Annotated in this window: 19 protein-coding genes; 5 read left to right on the plus strand and 14 right to left on the minus strand. The window is 40.7% G+C overall.

All coding sequences use genetic code 11. The annotated features are described in order from the left end of the window. Positions 1 to 12 precede the first annotated feature (12 nt). Positions 13 to 459 (minus strand): AAA family ATPase, encoded by a 447-nt coding sequence (locus CXF93_RS12635; protein WP_101062848.1) that lies wholly within the window; start codon positions 457 to 459, stop codon positions 13 to 15. Between the two features lie 247 nt (positions 460 to 706). Between CXF93_RS12635 and CXF93_RS12640 the strand changes: the two genes are divergently transcribed. Then, a complete protein-coding gene (locus tag CXF93_RS12640) occupies positions 707 to 1,606 on the plus strand; it encodes a hypothetical protein (RefSeq protein ID WP_101062849.1) in 900 nt (299 codons plus the stop codon). Positions 1,607 to 1,660: 54 nt separating this feature from the next. Here CXF93_RS12640 and CXF93_RS12645 read toward each other — a convergent pair whose 3' ends face one another. From CXF93_RS12645 to CXF93_RS12675, 7 genes are all read right to left on the minus strand, one after another. Further along, the gene (locus CXF93_RS12645) at positions 1,661 to 2,542 is read right to left on the minus strand and encodes an RNA polymerase sigma factor RpoD/SigA (protein WP_101062850.1); all 882 of its coding nucleotides are present in this window, start codon (positions 2,540 to 2,542) and stop codon (positions 1,661 to 1,663) included. Positions 2,543 to 2,717: 175 nt separating this feature from the next. Then, a complete protein-coding gene (locus CXF93_RS12650; RefSeq protein ID WP_101062851.1) occupies positions 2,718 to 3,062 on the minus strand; it encodes a metalloregulator ArsR/SmtB family transcription factor in 345 nt (114 codons plus the stop codon). Between the two features lie 67 nt (positions 3,063 to 3,129). After that, entirely contained in the window at positions 3,130 to 4,332 is a 1,203-nt protein-coding gene (locus CXF93_RS12655; protein ID WP_101062852.1) for an NnrS family protein, read from the minus strand. Between the two features lie 185 nt (positions 4,333 to 4,517). Continuing rightward, positions 4,518 to 4,754, minus strand: a complete 237-nt coding sequence (locus CXF93_RS12660) for a FeoC-like transcriptional regulator (protein WP_101062853.1) — start codon at positions 4,752 to 4,754, stop codon at positions 4,518 to 4,520. Further along, positions 4,717 to 7,029 carry a Fe(2+) transporter permease subunit FeoB gene (feoB, locus tag CXF93_RS12665; RefSeq protein ID WP_101062854.1) on the minus strand — a complete coding sequence of 771 codons (2,313 nt, stop codon included), beginning with the start codon at positions 7,027 to 7,029 and terminating at the stop codon, positions 4,717 to 4,719. The genes CXF93_RS12660 and feoB overlap by 38 nt, the downstream gene beginning before the upstream one ends. Continuing rightward, complete coding sequence (locus CXF93_RS12670; protein ID WP_101062855.1) at positions 7,029 to 7,256, minus strand: FeoA family protein; 228 nt, start codon at positions 7,254 to 7,256, stop codon at positions 7,029 to 7,031. Before CXF93_RS12670 ends, feoB begins: the two co-directional genes overlap by 1 nt. A 300-nt stretch (positions 7,257 to 7,556) precedes the next feature. Continuing rightward, on the minus strand, positions 7,557 to 9,389 hold the full coding sequence (locus CXF93_RS12675; protein WP_101062856.1) for an ABC transporter ATP-binding protein: 1,833 nt from the start codon (positions 9,387 to 9,389) through the stop codon (positions 7,557 to 7,559). Between the two features lie 297 nt (positions 9,390 to 9,686). On the opposite strand from CXF93_RS12675, the gene CXF93_RS12680 reads away from it, so the two are divergent. After that, entirely contained in the window at positions 9,687 to 10,961 is a 1,275-nt protein-coding gene (locus tag CXF93_RS12680) for an aromatic amino acid transport family protein (RefSeq protein WP_101062857.1), read from the plus strand. A 110-nt stretch (positions 10,962 to 11,071) separates the two neighbouring features. Here CXF93_RS12680 and CXF93_RS12685 read toward each other — a convergent pair whose 3' ends face one another. From CXF93_RS12685 to CXF93_RS12705, 5 genes are all read right to left on the minus strand, one after another. Next, entirely contained in the window at positions 11,072 to 11,992 is a 921-nt protein-coding gene (locus CXF93_RS12685; RefSeq protein ID WP_101062858.1) for a ribose-phosphate diphosphokinase, read from the minus strand. Positions 11,993 to 11,994: 2 nt separating this feature from the next. Beyond that, positions 11,995 to 13,500 carry a thymidine phosphorylase family protein gene (locus CXF93_RS12690; protein ID WP_101062859.1) on the minus strand — a complete coding sequence of 502 codons (1,506 nt, stop codon included), beginning with the start codon at positions 13,498 to 13,500 and terminating at the stop codon, positions 11,995 to 11,997. A gap of 210 nt (positions 13,501 to 13,710) precedes the next feature. After that, complete coding sequence (locus CXF93_RS12695) at positions 13,711 to 14,031, minus strand: YdbL family protein (RefSeq protein WP_101062860.1); 321 nt, start codon at positions 14,029 to 14,031, stop codon at positions 13,711 to 13,713. A gap of 17 nt (positions 14,032 to 14,048) precedes the next feature. After that, positions 14,049 to 14,231 carry a YnbE family lipoprotein gene (locus CXF93_RS12700; RefSeq protein WP_101062861.1) on the minus strand — a complete coding sequence of 61 codons (183 nt, stop codon included), beginning with the start codon at positions 14,229 to 14,231 and terminating at the stop codon, positions 14,049 to 14,051. 9 nt (positions 14,232 to 14,240) lie between these two features. Next, positions 14,241 to 16,793, minus strand: a complete 2,553-nt coding sequence (locus tag CXF93_RS12705) for a YdbH domain-containing protein (RefSeq protein ID WP_101062862.1) — start codon at positions 16,791 to 16,793, stop codon at positions 14,241 to 14,243. Positions 16,794 to 17,045: 252 nt separating this feature from the next. Between CXF93_RS12705 and CXF93_RS22430 the strand changes: the two genes are divergently transcribed. Further along, the gene (locus CXF93_RS22430) at positions 17,046 to 17,564 is read left to right on the plus strand and encodes a type II secretion system protein (protein WP_101062863.1); all 519 of its coding nucleotides are present in this window, start codon (positions 17,046 to 17,048) and stop codon (positions 17,562 to 17,564) included. A 35-nt stretch (positions 17,565 to 17,599) separates the two neighbouring features. Further along, positions 17,600 to 17,851 (plus strand): hypothetical protein, encoded by a 252-nt coding sequence (locus CXF93_RS12715; RefSeq protein ID WP_101062864.1) that lies wholly within the window; start codon positions 17,600 to 17,602, stop codon positions 17,849 to 17,851. A 24-nt stretch (positions 17,852 to 17,875) separates the two neighbouring features. On the opposite strand, the gene CXF93_RS12720 is transcribed toward CXF93_RS12715, so the two are convergent. Beyond that, entirely contained in the window at positions 17,876 to 18,403 is a 528-nt protein-coding gene (locus tag CXF93_RS12720) for a YgjP-like metallopeptidase domain-containing protein (RefSeq protein WP_101062865.1), read from the minus strand. A gap of 187 nt (positions 18,404 to 18,590) precedes the next feature. Between CXF93_RS12720 and CXF93_RS12725 the strand changes: the two genes are divergently transcribed. Next, positions 18,591 to 18,935 (plus strand): YajD family HNH nuclease, encoded by a 345-nt coding sequence (locus CXF93_RS12725; RefSeq protein ID WP_017219807.1) that lies wholly within the window; start codon positions 18,591 to 18,593, stop codon positions 18,933 to 18,935. Positions 18,936 to 19,010 lie beyond the last annotated feature (75 nt).

The raw sequence follows: 19,010 nt of genomic DNA on the forward strand, positions 1-19,010 counted from the left end.
AAGACAAAGTACTTAGCTTGGAATATAGTGGCTTTCATCAGGATGAGGTTCATAACTCAGCGCCATTCTCGCGACGATATCAGCAGGTACGTTATGGGAGCTAGTGAACTGACCGCAGCAATGAATGATATGTGCTTCGACATTATAACCAGCGGCAATATCTAATAAGGTGATTAGTTCCCAGAGTTTAATGGTGGTATTACTCACCACCACCGACAGCCCTTCGCTTAATGCGTTGTGCATATTTTGCTGACAAGATTCGTGCGCGTTTTTTATTTTACGCCCATCATAGCAATACTGACCTTGTTTATTGATAAAATAATGGTCGGCTTCACAGTGCACTGCATTAGGCATAGATTGCATGTAGTGTTGCGCGAGTGTCGATTTACCCGAACCAGGGATACCACGGATGATAATCAAGCAAGGTGAAGAAGGTATTAGTGGTAATGATGCTGGCATAAGAGACTGCTATAACAACTAGAAAAGTATGAAGCGTGTAAGTATAAGGCTTCATACTTTGCATGCAATAGAATTAGTACTTAACGAGTAAAAACGCCAGTTTAGTGATAAACCTTAGTTTTTTGTTTAATTTTTTGCTTAAATCTCTCTGAACTATTCCAATCCTTTAATATCCAATACATAATAAATTCAATAAACTATTTTTATTTAACACGAATAAAATCCATCTCAACAAATAAGTGACACCATGAATATTAAATTAATATCAGGCGTAGTAATCGCCGGTCTTGCAGCAAGCTATGCTGGCGGCAAAATCTACATGACAGACAAAGTAGCAACCCAACTTGATGCCAAGATCATCGAAATTCAGCCAATGATTGATATTAAATATGGCGATATCAGTGTTGAACCTATCACTCAAAAAATTCAATTACGTGATGTTGTACTCAGCCCTGCAGATGGCAGTGAAAGTCCGATTACAATTAATGAAATTACAGTGAATAAATTTGATACCTCATCAGACTTTCCTGCCGCGTTAGACCTTGCCTTAAACGGTATTTCCATCAGCATTGATGATATCGAACCACAAACAGCAATGCTGCTGCAAGAGCTCGGCTACAAAGATAATATGTTGATCAGTTTAGCGACTAAATATACTTACGTGAATAACGTAATGGATTGGCAGTTTAATCTTAGCGCACAAGACATGGGTAAAATGGAATATTCATTGAATATCGCTAATTTTGAATTTGATCCGCAACAGCCAGTATCACTGTTATTTGCTTACCCTAATTTCCAACTTAACGCAGCTGAATTTACCTATACAGATAAGTCATTTGTTGAGCGTTTATTTAAGCAAGAAGCTCAATCGTCAGATATTAGTGTTGAAGAGTTAAAGCAACATATGTCAGATAAGATTAGCGCGTTACTTGCTGCAGATATTGAGAATAAGAATAACGAATTAAGTGAAGAGCAAATCAAACTGGCGAGCAGTGCCACTGAAGCATTTATTAAGTTTATCAACGATCCTAAAAGTATCACTATTTCTGTTAACCCAGAACAAGCGGTAACATTGGGTGAGATAACACAAACACAAAATGATCCAGCTAAGTTAATTTCCTTACTGAACATGGCGTTTAAAGCTTAGTCTATGAATAGTAGTGATGTCAGCGCGTGTTATATCTAGCTGACATCACACTGATCACACACCTGTCGTACAGATTGAGTCAGCTTCAAAATCAAAATCTTCTTTTACCAAGTCATTCGCACACAATTGCTCTCTCACTTGACTCAGACCATTACGAATGATTTGTCGCACACGTTCGCGAGAAATATCCATCAATTGCGCAATTGCTTCTAAACTCATTGGATCTTGGCCTTTAAAGCCAAAGCGTAAGCGAATGATATTCTGGCTGCGTACTGGTAAGTATTCTAATAACGCATCCATGTATTCGTAATAATCACATTTTTCATAACGAATATCCGGCTGACAATTAACCTCTGCGGCAACCAAATCTTTTAAACTCGCTAATAAATTGTCACCACTGATGATCTCTTTATCCAACGATCCTTCATTGAAATAGTGACCTAATATATTCAGTACTTTACGGGGAGAAATCTTTAACTCTTGCGAGATCTTAGTAATACCTTCATTGGTATCAAGATCAAGACCGAGTTCAGAAGACGCTTTGAGAATCTGTTTATAAACACGGGTAACATGAATGGGGATCCGGATCGTGCGGGCGTGATTCATAATATACTGTTCGATGTTATTTCTTATCCACCAAACTGCATACGTTGAGAAGCGACAACCTCGTTCGGGATCGAACTTATCTACTGCATGCATTAAACCGGTATTACCTTCTTGGATGATCTCGTCCCAATCAAGTGAGTAGTTCTGGTATTTCTTTGCCACCATAAGCACCAACCTCAGATTAGATTGGATCATAGTATCTCGTGCAGCCTTATCTCCATTTGCTGCAGCAACCGCTGTATCGTATTCTTCCTGTTTAGACAATAACTGACTAAACCGCTGTAATTCATCAAAATACACGTCAAGTGCGTTGCTTGTAATATTACTCATTAATCATCCCTGTTTATGAACTAACTTCATAGTAGCACAGCAAGGTGACACATAGTCTCGTTTATTGTGGTTAATATCACTAAATATAAAATCAAAAAAACAGAAAGTTAACCTGGCAGGGAAATACTTAAAGAGATTATAAAAAATAGCTCTGAACGCTGTTATAACGCGGGGATTAGCAACATATTGTTTCACGGTTAGGACGCGATGACATCTCAATCAAGCGCTCTAATTCATGTGTAATACAACCCTTATTGTCTATTAAGGTGAGTGATAGTATTTGTAGTGCCCATTTTGGTAACTCTGGGTTAATTTTATAATGTACCCACTGGCCCTTACGTCTGTCGATAACAACTTTATTTTGGCGTAATAAGGCCAGATGACGAGATACTTTCGGCTGGCTTTGGGCTAGTGCGTGTGTTAATTCACACACGCACAGCTCGTGTTCGTGTTGTATTAATAATAAACTTTTAAGCCTAGTTTCATCCGCTAAGCACTTGTAAAACTGAAGTAATTCCATAAATCCGTTCATTTTAGGTGGCACATGTCGCCACTGTATATAAACCTTGATTCGCTGTCAAACGGTTCTAACCTGGTCGGCCGTCTACACGCGCTTTGAACAACATCGGTACATAATGATAAACGAACAATCCAAAAGCAATTAACCAGAATGCAATACTCACGTTAATAAAGGTAATATAATGCTGCATCCAGAAAATGGGGCCGATAACTCGAATCGTCGCAGCAATAAATATGCTTAAGAAGCCCCAAAACATCGCTTTAGGTTGTTGTAGCATTCGACCCGTGTGACCCAATGACACTCGAGATATCATCGCTAGAATTAATCCCCCCATGCCTCCAACCGTAATCAAATGCCATAAATGACTAACAAATGGTACTGCAATAAAGTAACTCATGCCTACGGTGAATAGTCCTACCCAGATAAAGAACAACGATCCGTGGATTGACCATAACAGCGGCACACCAAAAGTGATCCAAGGTTTCCAACGACACCAGCGAATTGCTTGGCATATACCAGAGAGCATAAACAAAGTACCAAATACCGCTGCAGGCACAGTAATTAACGGCTGTAGTAATAACAAGGCGGTGATGATAGCAAGACTACCCGTCGCCAGTTTCTCTAACCAAGGTAAAGGTAATACTTTTGTCGTTTTAGTGCCGTTCGCCGTAAACATAGGCACAACACGCCCCGCCATCACCGACATTAACACCGCCATCAAGGTAACCGATGCATAAGCCGCTTGGTTGACGGTCATGTTAGCTAAGCCTAATTTAGCTAAATGCATTTCAATATTGGCAACCGTAAATAATACTAATAACGGCACAAAAAACAAATTACGGTACTGTTTAATTTTCACTAACGGTTTAGCTAAGATATAAGCAACGGCAGGTAGGAAGCTCAAATCAAGCAAGATAATAACATAGTCATTCAACAGTGTTGGTAACAGTAGCGCCACACGCCCCGCTAACCACAGCATAAATAGTCCCAGCAAAGGTAAACCGGAAATACCGCGCATCCCCGTCCAGTTTTGGATCGCGGTTAACAAAAAACCAGCAACAATAGCGCAGCCAAAACCAAATAGCATTTCATGTATATGCCACCACAGTCCGCCACCATAAGGCTGAAAGGTGATGTAACCGGATAACATTGCGCCCCAAAGCAATAAAGCGATGACACTAAACAAAGCGCCAGCTAAGAAGAATGGGCGGAAGCCAAGACGTAACACAGGGAGGATTTTTTGTTCCTCAGCTAAGTCAGTAATTTGCATTGATTTGACCTTTAAAATAAGAATTAACTAAAGTATATGAGTAAAAACAGGGGCTGTAATTGACAAAAGGCAAATACCCCACTTAATTAGTCAAGTATTTGCCTTTTGATTGATGCTATTAAAGTTTACTGATAACCATTTTACTAAGGACAATGTTTACTCATAAAAATGTTACTAATAACAAATCAGTTCAACACTGTAATCGCCAGTTGGTTGTCATCGTTCCAACGATACCAAACATCGCAGTTTAATTGTCCAAGTCGTGGACGCTGACTGATGGTTGTCGATATTTTGCCTTTCGCTATCCACAGCGCTAGCATGGCATCAATACCGTCTTCGCTAATAGCAAACTTTTTGGCTAATTCAGCGCGGCTGGTCTTGCCGTTAGCAACAAGATGATCTTTCAGGCGCGTTAAAATCATATTGGCCCTGCTCCTCTTGTAGTTTTACTTTGTTACCTTGTTTTTTCAACAGCGCAACAACAATCAACATTAACACACTGAACAAACCTATCCAGCCCATGCTTGATGCCGGGTGGGATGCGAACTCAGCAATTTGATAGTACATAGTCGACACAAAGTAACCTAAAAACATAGTCCAGCTAGCGATGAATACCGCAAATGGACGACCAAATTCACGTACATAAGCACCCATTGCCGCAGCACAAGGCGTGTATAATAGAATAAATAGTAAGAATGAAAAGGCTGCTGCATCAGAGCCGAAGCTGTCTTTTAAGTTACCAAAAAGCGTCACATCAACTTCTTGATCATCAGCAACGGCACTCATATCGCTCAAATCGCCGACATCAACACCCAATGGGTCAGAATAACTTAAGTCAGCGAGATTCGCAGGAATTGATAATACCGCTTCTTCTAAGCTGGCTAATAAATCAAATTCAGCATCATCACCTTCTGCGCTTGAGTACAAGCTATTCAAGGTACCAATTACCGCTTCTTTAGCAAAGATCCCCGTGATAATACCCACGGTTGCTTGCCAGTTATCTGCTTGAATACCAATCGGCGCAAGTAATGGCGTTGCCACTTGCGCTACTTGCGACAGTACCGAGCTTTCTGTTTCTTCGTTGCCAAAGCTACCATCAGTGCCCAGTGAATTAAAGAAGCTTAAGAATGCCACCACTAAGACAATGGTTTTACCCGCACCAAAGACGAAACGTTTTAGTTTTTGCCACGTAATGATCAGCATGTTTTGCATTGTTGGTAATTCGTAATCAGGCATTTCCATGATAAAACTATCACTGCGACCTGGATATAGGCTCCAGCGTAATAATAGCCCGGTGAATACCGCCACCAAAATACCAATAATGTATAAGGCAAAGACAATATTCTGACCATGTTCAGGGAAGAATGCCGCAGAGAATAAGGCATAAACAGGTAATCGCGCACCGCATGACATAAACGGCGCCATTGCTGCTGCTAATCGACGTTCACGTTCATGCTCTAAGGTACGCGTTGCCATAATAGCCGGTACATTACAGCCGAAACCCAGCACCAGTGGCACAAAAGCTTTACCTGGTAGGCCGATTTTTTGCATTACTTTATCAAGTACAAACGCAGCACGCGCCATGTAACCTGAGCTTTCAAGTAATGAAAGGAATAAGTACAAGCAACCAATCACGGGTATGAATGTCGCCACGGTTTGAATACCACCACCAATACCATTGGCAATAATAGTCACCAGCCACACTGGTAATACCCCATCCAGCAGATAATGTCCGCCATCAACCAGTACGCTACCAAAGCTAATATCAAAGAAATCGATAAATGCGCCACCGATGTTTATCGAGAACATAAACATCAAATACATTACCGCGAAGAAGAACGGGATACCGATGTATTTATTCAATACTACTTGGTCGACTTTATCACTGAATGAACGGCTTAACTTACCTTCCTGACGACGTACTTTATTGCATAACTGGTGTAAAAAGGTGTAACGCACATTGGCAATATGGAAATCTGTTTCGACTGATTCCGCGACTTTATTCTTAACCTCTGATACCTGGATAAGGATATCAAGACTGAGTAAATCACTCACCAAGCTGTCATTTTCTAATGCACGAACTGCCAACGATCGTGGTGCGACATTATGCTCATAAAAATGAATGTCTAATTCGCTGATCGCCGCTTCGATCTCTGGACCATAGTTCATCGTTAGCGGTGTTGTTGTAACGCCTTTTTGTACTAACGAATGCAGATCTTGTTTAAAGCTATTAACTTCACCTTTTGCATTTGCAGACAAGGCCAATACTGGGCATCCAAGGGCTTTTTCTAATTTTTTAATATCGAGGACTTGGCGTTGACGGGCTAATACGTCCATCTTGTTTAATACCACAACCATGGGACGACCGAGTTCACGCAATTGCAGTGTCATGTATAAACTGCGCTCTAAACATGAGGCATCAACAACATTAATGATCAGGTCTGCAGCATGATTTAATGCCGCTTTCGATGCGATCATCTCATCAACACTGTTCACTTCATTACTGCTGTCCAAGGCATAAATACCAGGTAAGTCCGTTAATAAGAACTCATCTCCGGCGTGGCCATAACGCCCTGTTTTTTTATCAACAGTTACACCAGCCCAGTTACCAACGCGTTGATTGGCACCGGTTAAGGCATTAAATAAGGTGGTTTTACCGCTATTCGGGTTACCAATGGTTAGGATTTGATACAACATTAAACGGTCTCAACTTCAATTTGTTGCGCAAGTTGCTTACGAATGGCAACAGAGACGCCACGTACAGATATTTGCAAAGGATCGCCCATAGGAGCTCGACGCATCAACGTTACTTCAGTCTGTGGTAATACGCCCATCACCATTAATTTTTTGCGTGTGTCAGCAGGTAAAGCTGACATATCGGTAATTGTAGCGACAACACCATCATTTAATAACGCTAACTTCATATCCACACCTAATCCTAATGATAACTATTATTATTAACATTCTACGCAGGCAGTATAAATAACTCTTGATATGAATCAATACAGTATAAATAAAATCGTCAAAATGGCTTACAATTAGTCATAAAGTAGTATTTTTATATAACTGGAGGATTTAATATAGGAGGGGTATAAAACAAAATAATATATGCAGCTCACCACTATGACGATTTTGTGAGCTGCATATTTTCGAGGACTATTATAAGAACGCCTTTGAGTGCTATTTAAAGACCTGTTAAGCGCTATTTTTTTAGATCATAGGTATTACGCATTTTCACCGATAAAACCACCGGTTTGATGTGCCCAAAGTTTGGCATAAATACCCTTTTGTTCTAGCAGTTCTTGGTGTGAACCCTGCTCTATCACTCGGCCTTCATCTAAAATAATCAAACGGTCCATCGCCGCAATGGTTGATAAACGGTGAGCAATCGCAATCACGGTTTTGCCATCCATCAATTCATTTAGGCTATCTTGAATTGCTGATTCAACTTCAGAATCTAACGCTGATGTCGCTTCATCTAATACTAGAATGGGTGCATCTTTTAATAATACCCGAGAAATAGCGATACGCTGGCGTTGACCACCCGAGAGCTTAACGCCGCGTTCACCAACTTGCGCATCATAACCCTTATTACCAAAGGTATCTGTCAGCGTGCTAATAAATTCATGCGCGCAAGCTTGCTTGGTGGCTTGAAGCAATTGCGCTTCGCTCGCATCTGGATCGCCATACATAATATTGTCGCGAATAGTACGGTGTAATAATGACGTATCTTGCGTCACCATACCGATTTGACCACGTAGACTGTCTTGCTGAACATCACTGATATTTTGGCCATCAATTTTGATCGCACCCGATTCAACATCGTGAAAACGCATTAACAAGTTAACCAAGGTCGATTTACCGGCACCAGAACGCCCCACTAGACCGACTTTCTCACCCGCTTTTATCTTCAGATTTAAGTTATCAATCACACCAGCAGATTCCCCGTAATGGAAACTGATGTTATCAAATTCGATTTCACCTGCAGATACTGTTAATGGTTTAGCATTGGCTTTATCTTCAATCTCAATCGGCTTAGCCAAAGTGTTCATGCCGTCAATCACAGTACCCATATTTTCAAACAGGCCACCGATTTCCCACATGATCCATTTCGACATACTGTTTAGACGTAGCGCTAAACTAATCGCCACAGCAATAATACCGACACTTAAGCTAGCGTCTAACCACAACATGATCGATATCGCACCGACACCGAACAATAATAAGTAATTCAATAATTCAACGCAGAAGGTGAAACCCGTAACCAAACGCATTTGTTTATGTACCGTCACCAAAAATTCGTCCATACCTTCTTCGGCATACACCATTTCGCGGGAGTTATGCGAGAACAATTTCACCGTAGTGATGTTGGTATAACTATCAACTAATCGGCCGGTCATCATAGAACGCGCATTAGCTTGCTCTGTCGAGATCTTCTTAAGCTTAGGTACAAAATATAACTGAATGGCAATAAAACCAACAAACCACGCCAGCATAGGCAGCATCAGACGCATGTCTGCTTGACCAATCATGACCAGCATCGCGAGGAAGTACACTGAGATATAAACCAATACATCCAGCAGTTTCATCACGGTTTCACGTACTGATAAGGCTGTTTGCATTACCTTGGTAGCAATACGTCCGGCAAAGTCACTTTGGAAAAAAGACACACTTTGACGTAATAAATAACGGTGGGCTAACCAACGAATAGACATAGGGTAATTACCCAATAATGTCTGGTGCATGATTAACGAGTGCAGTAATACCAATAATGGCATCCCCACCAGTATCAATGCACTTAAGCCAATAAGGTTAGCACTTTCATCGTTTAAGAAACTTTGTGGTTCATGGGTTGATAACCAATCCACCAACTGCCCCATAAAGCCAAATAACGATACTTCTAATATCGCGATCATCGCACTTAATATTGCCATCGCTAATAAAGGTGACTCAAAGCCACGCGTATAGTAACGGCAAAAAGCCACTAGATCTTGCGGCGGCTGTTCTGGCTGATGCTTAGGGAACGCCGAGGACATTTTTTCGAAAAACTTAAACATAGAGTATTATTATCTGAGCAATTTAAAGACCCCGCTATGGTACTACGTAATTGGGTCAGTGCGTAGTCTACATAAGAAGATCAATAAACTTACAGCAGTAATTTATATCACAATACAACCACACTGACGGGTGTAAATAATGGTTTACATGTTATTTTACACATTTCACACTAAAGCTATTGCACTAAGCCCTATAAAATAAGTAAACTCGCTATACCTTAACGCTTTATATATGTTCAAGGTATTAACCGTAAATATAAGTTTACACCCTTGGTTGTTATCCGTAATGGAATTTTTATGACTTCGAATAAGATAGTAGGCAGTACCCTTATTGTTGCTGGCACCGCACTTGGTGGTGGTATGTTAGCATTACCTTTGGCATCGGCTGGTTTAGGTTTCTATACCGCGGCATTTTTGATCATAGCTAACTGGGGTTTAATGACGTACACGGCTTTGTTGATGTTAGAAATTCATCAGCACGCTGAGCAAGACGCAACGCTTAACTCGCTGGCAAAAAATTTACTGGGTAGACCTGGTCAATATCTCGCGACATTTGCTTCTTTCTTCTTATTCTATGCGCTTTGCGCTGCATATATTGCCGGTGGCGGTTCACAGTTAACCCACAAAATTAATGAGTTAATGAGTTTAGAGTTGACGCCTCAGTTTGGCGCTATACTGCTGACAATCATAGTCGCGACGGTAGTATCTATCGGTACGCACTCAGTGGATATAGTCAATCGCGTATTGTTTAGTGTTAAAATCATTGTTTTAGCCCTGACGCTCAGCTTGCTATTTCCACACGTTGAAGCGATTAATCTATTAGAAATGCCAGTACAGCAAGGTTTGTTATTGTCAGCATTACCGGTAATTTTTACGTCGTTTGGTTTCCACGGTAGTATCCCGTCAATCGTACGTTATGTCGGTATTGATATTAAAACACTGAAGAAAGTGATGATTTGTGGTGCATCTGCCCCGCTGGTGATCTACCTGTTATGGCAAGTCGCTACGCAAGGTGTATTAAGCCAGACAGATTTGATGGCCAATAACTCGTTAACTAGCTTCATTGCATCACTCAGTTCAGTATTACAACAACCGCAAGTCAGCCAGTCTGTCTCTGTATTTGCAGATCTTGCTTTGGCAACGTCATTTTTAGGCGTGAGTTTAGGTTTGTTTGATTTGTTATCTGGCATGATGAAACGCACGAACAGCAGTATTAATCCTATCAATAGCAGTGATGATAGTAGCGATAGCTCAGGCACTCATTCTGGCACTAACACTGACAGTAAATTACACCGAGTAAAAACAGCCCTCGTGACATTTTTACCGCCACTGGCTTTTGCCCTGTTTTACCCACAAGGTTTCATTGCCGCGTTAGGTTATGCAGCAATCGCACTGGTGATCTTAGCAATCTTCTTACCTGTTGCTATGGTATCGAAACAGCGTAAAACCCAAGTAAGTGGTTACCGCGTTGTCGGTGGTAATACCACACTCGTACTTGCCAGCTTAATGGGTTGTTTAATTATCGCTTCGCAGTTTTTACAAATGGCGGACGTGATCCCAGCAGTTGGTTAGAGCCGTTAATACCAACATTCTGAGTAAGTAATATAAAAGCCCAGCTAAGATGTTAATCATCATAGCTGGGCTTTTTACGTCTAATTCTCAATAGCCAACAGCCGTTTTGATCACGGCGTGCTTGCGCTGGCTAACAAGGCAATACTCTGATTTATTGGCTCCACTAAAATACCACTCAGATCCAGCATGTTAGAAGCATGTGGTATTGAGTTAGTGGTAATTAATTGACTCACGCCTCTGCTCAGCAATAATTCATCGACACCATCAACAAAAATACCATGCACCGAGGCACAAAAAATCCGTTTAACACCCTGCTTATGTAACGCATCAATGCACTTTAGTACAGTCTGGCCACTGGCTATCACATCATCGATGATCACTGCGGTATAGTCTTTAAAATCGCTTAAATCTGGTAAGGAAACAATTACATTTCGATCGCCTAGACGCTGCTTACTCCCCACCACGTAGGGATGGTTGCAGGTACTTGCAACCTGCGAAACCCATTGTTCACTTTCAGCATCTGGACCAACTAATAACATTTCATTTTGACTCAATAGCCATTGTGATAGTAACGGCGCGGCCTGTACAACTTGACTGGGAACGGCGTAAATTTCATCAAGGGAATGATAGCGGTGCAAATGCGGATCAACAGTGACTAACCAGTCTATTTGTGATGATAACTGACTAGCAAAAATACGCGAGGTAACCGCTTCACCAGCAGAAAAACGCTTATCCTGACGCATGTAACAGAGATAAGGCGCAACGAGTCCCACTGATGCTGCGCCCAACTCATGCAATGTTGCCACTAAGAATATCAGTGATAGAAATTTATCATCAGGATAAGCAAGGTCCGCGAGCACAATACAGTGCCGATCTCGCACTTCCATATCGATACGCAGGTAAGACTCTCCATCAGGAAATCGTCGATAGCTGTATTGCCCGTTCACTGCAGGTAGCCGCAGACATAACTGATTTTGTAGCGGATGCTCATTCAGCGTGAATAAAATAGCTGGTGTCAATGCGACATCCATGCTCACTCTCCTATCTCAAACAAATCACGATTATCGTTAAAGTAACCTAATGCATAATCACGCTGCCCTAAAGTATCGGAAAATAAGGTAAACAACGGCATACCTTTTAGCACCTTATCACCAACATCAACATGCAACCGAATGCCAGCACCTCGCTCTTTCGGTGCACCCGCTAATTTTGCCAATCGCGCAAGACGCCGGTTATCAATACTGCGCACATAACCATTACGTTTGGCATATTCAATACGATGATGATTTGCAGTTGGTATTGCTTTACCCTCACCTTGTGCATCAACAATACGTTGGAACTGCTGCCATGCCTGGCCACTATCAAGTATTTCGGTCGCCACTTGCAAGGCCAAATCAAGTCCATAACCATGGGCGAAATTGAGTAATTCAGCAGATAACGTCAACGATCGTAAGCGTAGGTCCAGTGGTGCCTGCTTCTCTAATTTTAGCACAGCGAGCACATCGCGCGCTTCTTCTGCAGGGCCAATACCATGGCCAATAGGATGACTGCCATCACTGATAACACAGCGTATACCTAGGCCTAATGCCGTGCCGACTTCAACAAATAAGTCAGCCAAGCGCTCGGCATCAGCCTGAGTTCTGATCTTAGCGGTATCACCTACCGGAATATCAATGAGTACATGGGTAGAACCCGCGGCAATTTTCTTCGATAAGACAGATGCAATTAACTGCCCTTCACCATCAAGATTTAATGCGCTTTCAATACGTATTAAGATCTCATCAATCGGGCTTAAACTCACCGCCCCGCCCCACACCAGACAAGCCCCGGTGTTCTCAACAACCGCTTGGATCTCATCAAGATCAAGATTCACCTTCATCAACACTTCCATGGTATCAGCGGTACCTGCTGGCGAAGTTATTGCGCGTGAAGACGTTTTAGGAATAATCAAACCAGCAGCACTGGCAATCGCAACCACCAAGGGAGTCGTTCTATTGCCAGGTAAACCACCGATACAGTGTTTATCATAGACATTGGTATGCTGGGGCCAGCTTAATCGCTTACCACTATCGACCATCATGCGGGTCAAGGATACGATCTCGGCGGCACTCAAATTGTTACCTGCACAAGCACATAAAAAACTGGTGATTTCAATATCACTATAACGATGGTCTCTAATGTCTACCACGATAGAGCGAATCTCCGCTTCGCTTAGTGCATGCCCATAGATCTTTTTCCGAACGGCACTGGTTGATAACACCACAGGTGCGTGTTTGACTTGTACTTTTTCGCCACTAACGACACCAAGCCGCTGTAAGGTAACCAAAGAGAAACCGATATGTTGGACAGGCAGGACGTGTTGCTCAACAACGTTAAGTGTAGCGATGATGTGCTGACCACCGGATATTACCAGTACCCGGGAACTTGCCATCAAGCCTTCTGCTAGGCATATGTGACAATCATTTCTCATGTAAACGACTGGTTCTTGATGGGTATCAATGCCCATATCGTATACTGTTAGTTGCTGTTTTTTACCCATATCCACCCATTCAGCCAGTCTTTAATCTCCCTCTAATAATAGCCTGAAAATACAGTTATGCCTTACGCAGAAACAAGCAGTTATCCCGCGGTAAAAACGAAAAAGCCCCACTATAATGCTATCAATACATCACAGTAGGGCTTGTGCGTTTATAAACGCCATTGTTTTTATAAACGTCATTTCCTTTATAAATAAAGAGTTATGTTATTACTATTTCTTCTTCCACTGACCTGGAGCAGATTCAATAAACTGGCCTTGCTCTGTCATCGACATGGCTTTTTTCGCGGCACGCGCAGAGATAGCTTGCACAGTAACATTATGTTTAGTTGCTAATTCTTGATATTTAGCTTTACGTTTCTCATTTACTTCTTTAACCAACGCGTTCACTTCAGCACTTGGCTTTACTGCACCGAGGTAACCATTAACTTGCTCGCCAACTAAGCCAGCTTGCTTAGCGGCTTGTAAATCCATTGCTTGTACCGAAAAAGACATCGCAAATAAAATAATCAAGGTTGAAAAAATTCTTTTCATTGTAAGCTCCATTTTGGCTAGAATAACTCATCGTCGCTAAATACATCATCTAGCTCTTTATCAACTTTCACTTTGATTTCATGATCAATTTTTACATTTAAATTAATCACAATCGGTTTATCGGGAACAGCAAGCTGTACTGTTGGGGTACAACCGGCAATAAGTACAAGTAAACTTGCACTAAATAACAGTACTTTCATAAAATATCCTTATGGGTTATTCATTTTATCCAGTGCATCATACATCGAATCATTAATTCTTAAACTACGAAATAGCTGTAATATATTTTCTTCATGGGAATAATTAAATTCAATTGGTCGCGCTACACTTGGATTACGGCCCTTGATACTAATCGTTAATTTAGTATCTCCGCTTGGTTTAAAATCCACGTCACTGTGCAAACGCTCATAATGTAAGTTTTCCAATAACTCCAACGCATAACGTAATTGTGGTTGGGTAAGCTTTAACTGGTCGATAGTGACATTATCTTTAATTTGAATAATACCGCCCTGGCCTTGACCTTCTATTATGCCATCGGTGATCGACACCTCAGTCCCTTGCAACACAAACGGTAAATCTGCCTTTAATAAGCCTGTCACTTTCACACCCGGAACTTGATATAATTCAATAGCCTCTGGTAAAGATAGGTTGCGAACCTGTATCTGACCAACAATATGATCAAAATCGGTAATTAACAACGGTGAAACCGAGACCAGACCTGAAAAAACCTCGCCCGAGGCATTATCAACCGCAACTTGTAGTTGTCCATCGACCAATGAGACTAAGCCTGACACATTTATATTATTAACCACAGGGCCCATATTAACGGTGGAAATGTCACTATTGACGGTACATTTCATTACTAATGATGCCGCGATATCAGCGTTGGTGCTATCTATGTTACAGCGCCAGCTGGTTTGCAGTTCTGCGGCGCTAATATCATTGAAATGGGCACTATCTGCCATTAACTCACCGACAATGTTAGCCGCCAAATACGGTTGCTGTGCATTTAAGTTTAATCTGTAGTTAAGCTTATTGGTTAGTAACGCAGTAAGATCTAATCCTTTAGGTAAAGGATAGATATCGGTAATTAACGGTGGGATATTTTGTGTTGGTAGCTGCCATTCACCTTCGGCTTTAATTGGCACCAGATCTAACAAACTCAAGGTGTTTTTACTTTTTAACACCACATCATCGAGTTGCCAATCAGAATTAAATACAATTGTCTTCGTGCTAAAATTAGCTTTATGCTGCGCGGTTAACGTATTTATTTTATAGGTTTGTTGATATTGGTTATTCTGTAAAGTGGTTTCGAAAGCGCTAGTAAACGATGACACCTTATTATCCTTGATGTTAATCCTTGTCGGCGTCAATAATTTAACTGTAATATTGTCACTCGACATGTCGGTATATTTAAACTTCTGCGCTGCTATGCTTGCCTGGTTAACGAGTAACTTAGTTTGTGACGTTGTACCAACAAAGTTGATTTCCACATGTCCTTTCCCAGCCACTTGTACCGACATTGGTTGTAGCCCATCAACAGCACTGAAAAATCGGCTGTTACCAACTGCTGAAATAGTCCAACCACCTTGCCAAGATTCAGGGGTAAGTAACTGTTGATTCACTTGTAGCGCAAGTCTATTTTCCGACATGTGTACCGTCGTCGCAAGTTGCCCCGCTGTAACCTGCCAGTTATCTATATTTCGGTCTTGTATGCTCAGTTGTAATGCCAGTGGTAATTTCGGCGTTATGATGATTGGCGCTAGCGTTAATGAATCGGTCTGCTGAAAAGGTTGGCACACTGCGCTTATCATTTTAATTAATGAGCCAAATAAAGCACAGTTATCTGCAGAGATAGTAATAGGATCTATATTAATCAATTTTAAATCAACAACATCAGCTAACCAGCCTTTATCAGCCAGCGTTAACTCGGTGCTTAAAGTTAGATTTATACTGGTAATGAGGGCTTGTTGCGCTTTCTTTAGCCCCCCATCATTAAGCGAAACAGACATTGCAATACGATCTATCTTTTCTGGATTGAGCGCGAGTTCTAGTTTGACCGAACCGGATAGCAAACCATTAAACTCAGGTAATAACAGATCCATTATTGGCTTAATTTTCGCCAAGTCTGTCATCAATGTTCCGTTAAGTTGTTTGTTACTGTCTCTGTCATTGCTTTTGTAATTAAGAGGATCTGTTTTGTAGTTAAACTGGACAGTGAGTAATTGCTGGTCTTGCTGCCACACAGAAAAGCCAAATTCAGGCTCCGCATCGCTATAACGAAACATAATATTTTTAACATCAAGGGTATTTAATTTAAGGCTTGACCAAGACTGTAATTTATCCGCGTCGAAGTCTGGTAAATTATCACCTTGCACTGTGATATTGGTAATATGGAGATCGGGTATCCAATCAGGTAATGCGGGAATTATCAGCGCTGTGGCAGTGGTTTCCGGGGCGGTTCCTGCGGTGTTACCTTGAGTCGCTTGCTGAAACTGTAAATAATCAATCGTTAGATCAAGATTATCTAACGTGATTTTGTCAATAAACCAAGGCTGTTGTAAATCAAATGTCATCACTAAGCCACTTAACTGCTCGACTTTAACGCCATAGTTTTTAGCTAAGTGGTTACTCACTTTGATGATAATACGTTCACGATACATCAATGTAATGGCAACACTTAACATCATCAATATAGATAGACCGAAGATCCAATGTCTTATATTAAATGATGATTTTTTTGTTTTTTGCTGTGCCGACATTAAAAAATGATCCCTATAAATATTACTATAATTATAACTATGTGCTGATTTTACATCCTGAACTACATGTGTAATCAAATCAAGTATCTCACTCTGTGTATTCCACGGTAAGCACGCCAAATACAATAGTTTATATATACATATGCATGATTATTGATTACTGCCAAACACCTTGTTAATTAAGTTAAAGCCTTTAACACTGTGTTTCATTTAGGTAATATGCCGCATCCTATATAACTCTAAAGTGTTAGCATGAAACATCGTGGTTTTACCCTCATTGAATTGGTCGTTGTCATTATTGTTCTAGGCATATTAGCGGCAACAGCAATGCCTAAGTTTTTAAACTTGCAGGACGATGCAGAAAAAGCGACATTAAGGGGTTTTGCTGGTGCATTGAAAGGAGGCCTTAATATTTTAGGGTCTAAGCATGGCGTCGATGGTCAGCCTGAAATACTAATAATAGACAAATATATATTTTCTTTTATGTCTCAATATAAGTCTGAAATTAGAAGTAATCCATTTACTCGTCATACACCTGATTGTATGGCTATCTGGAATAAAAACACGACAGGAATCACTGCTTCCGATATCCCTACAGATGGAACACTTTTGACTAAAATCGAAACAAGTAGTAATTCAAATCCAGACCTTGAAACAATACGCTGTAATTATGCTTACAAAGATATAGGTTCGGTTTTATACACTCCTGAAAGCAATTCTATTTGTGTCCAATTTACTGGTGAAATAGAGTCTGAGGTGTGTAAACTATAAGACAACGTCCCATTAACTTTGATACATACACTTAAATGGCAAAACCGAATAAAAAAGGCCCTACTCAAACAGTTGAAATCTCATGCAGTAAATGTAAATCGCTGCTGTTTAAGTATCGTAAAGGCGGTAAAGGAAGTCTGGTGAAGTGTTTTAAAGAACGTATCGTCACAGACTACTGCGAAACGCCCTGCACTTGCCCTAAGTGTGGGCAAGTATTCGCAAGAGACACCCTGATTCACGGTACGCCTGCTTATAAGATGGTCGGCGGTAAAGTAACAATGAAATAATAACTGAGTAAGAATAAATCCTGCTTAGTTATAAATCTCACCTCTAAATTCCACCTGGGTTAAATACAAGCGCATTTCAAATTCGAACTGGTGATAATCAGGCAACATATGCTCGCAAAGCTTATAAAAGGCCTTGTCGTGATCTTTAAATCTGACATGACATAGCTCATGAACCGTAATCATTTGTAAAAAGACTTCAGGACAACGTCGAAACATCTCACTGATGCGGATCTCGTTTTTACTCTTTAATTTATTACCCTGCACACGTGATACAAAGGTATGTAAGCCCAATGCGTTATTGACCACATGAATTTTAGGATCATAAATTATCTTACTGATCGGCGATGATTTCTTCAAATAATTGTTCTTCAAATCCATCACAAATTCACGCAGCTTTTTATCATTGGTAATTTCATGGGTTTGCGGATATTTAGTTAATAAGAATTTACCCAGTGTATCTTGCTCTAACATCAGTTTGACTTTGCTTTTGACTTGGTCTGAATAGGAAGAAAGATATTTAAGTGCGGTTGAATCTATTTTTGAAGCGGACATAAGTAAGATTAGATACTGATAATTAGGATGTGTGGTATTTTACCCGATTCACTTTACCTTATCTACTTTACCTTATCTAATTTGCTCTGAACCTAATGACAGACTAAAATGGCCGAGCTAAATAAGCAGTTGATCAGTGTTCGATATACTTTTACAATAACCTTTTTATTATTATGGATGAATCATCATGTCATCAGATACTTTAGGTTCTAGCGCAACGTATAAGCGCATGGAACAAGGCTATCGCGAAAAAGCACTTAAGTTATTCCCATGGATATGTGGCCGCTGCACACGCGAATTTGTTTATTCTAACTTAAGAGAGTTAACGGTTCACCACATGGACCATGACCACAGTAATAACCCAAATGACGGTAGTAACTGGGAATTACTGTGCTTATATTGCCATGACAACGAGCATTCAAAATACACAGAACAAGATCAGTACGCGACTGAAGTTGAAGCCGGTGATAACAATCAAGAATCAGCGACTTATAATCCATTTGCTGACTTGAAATCGATGTTCAAGAAGTAACAACTGATTTTAGATACTTAAAAGCCGTAATTTCATGCCCTTTAAATAGGTCGAAATTACGGCTTTTTTATGTTT

The organism is Moritella sp. Urea-trap-13, from assembly GCF_002836355.1.
GTDB lineage: Bacteria > Pseudomonadota > Gammaproteobacteria > Enterobacterales > Moritellaceae > Moritella.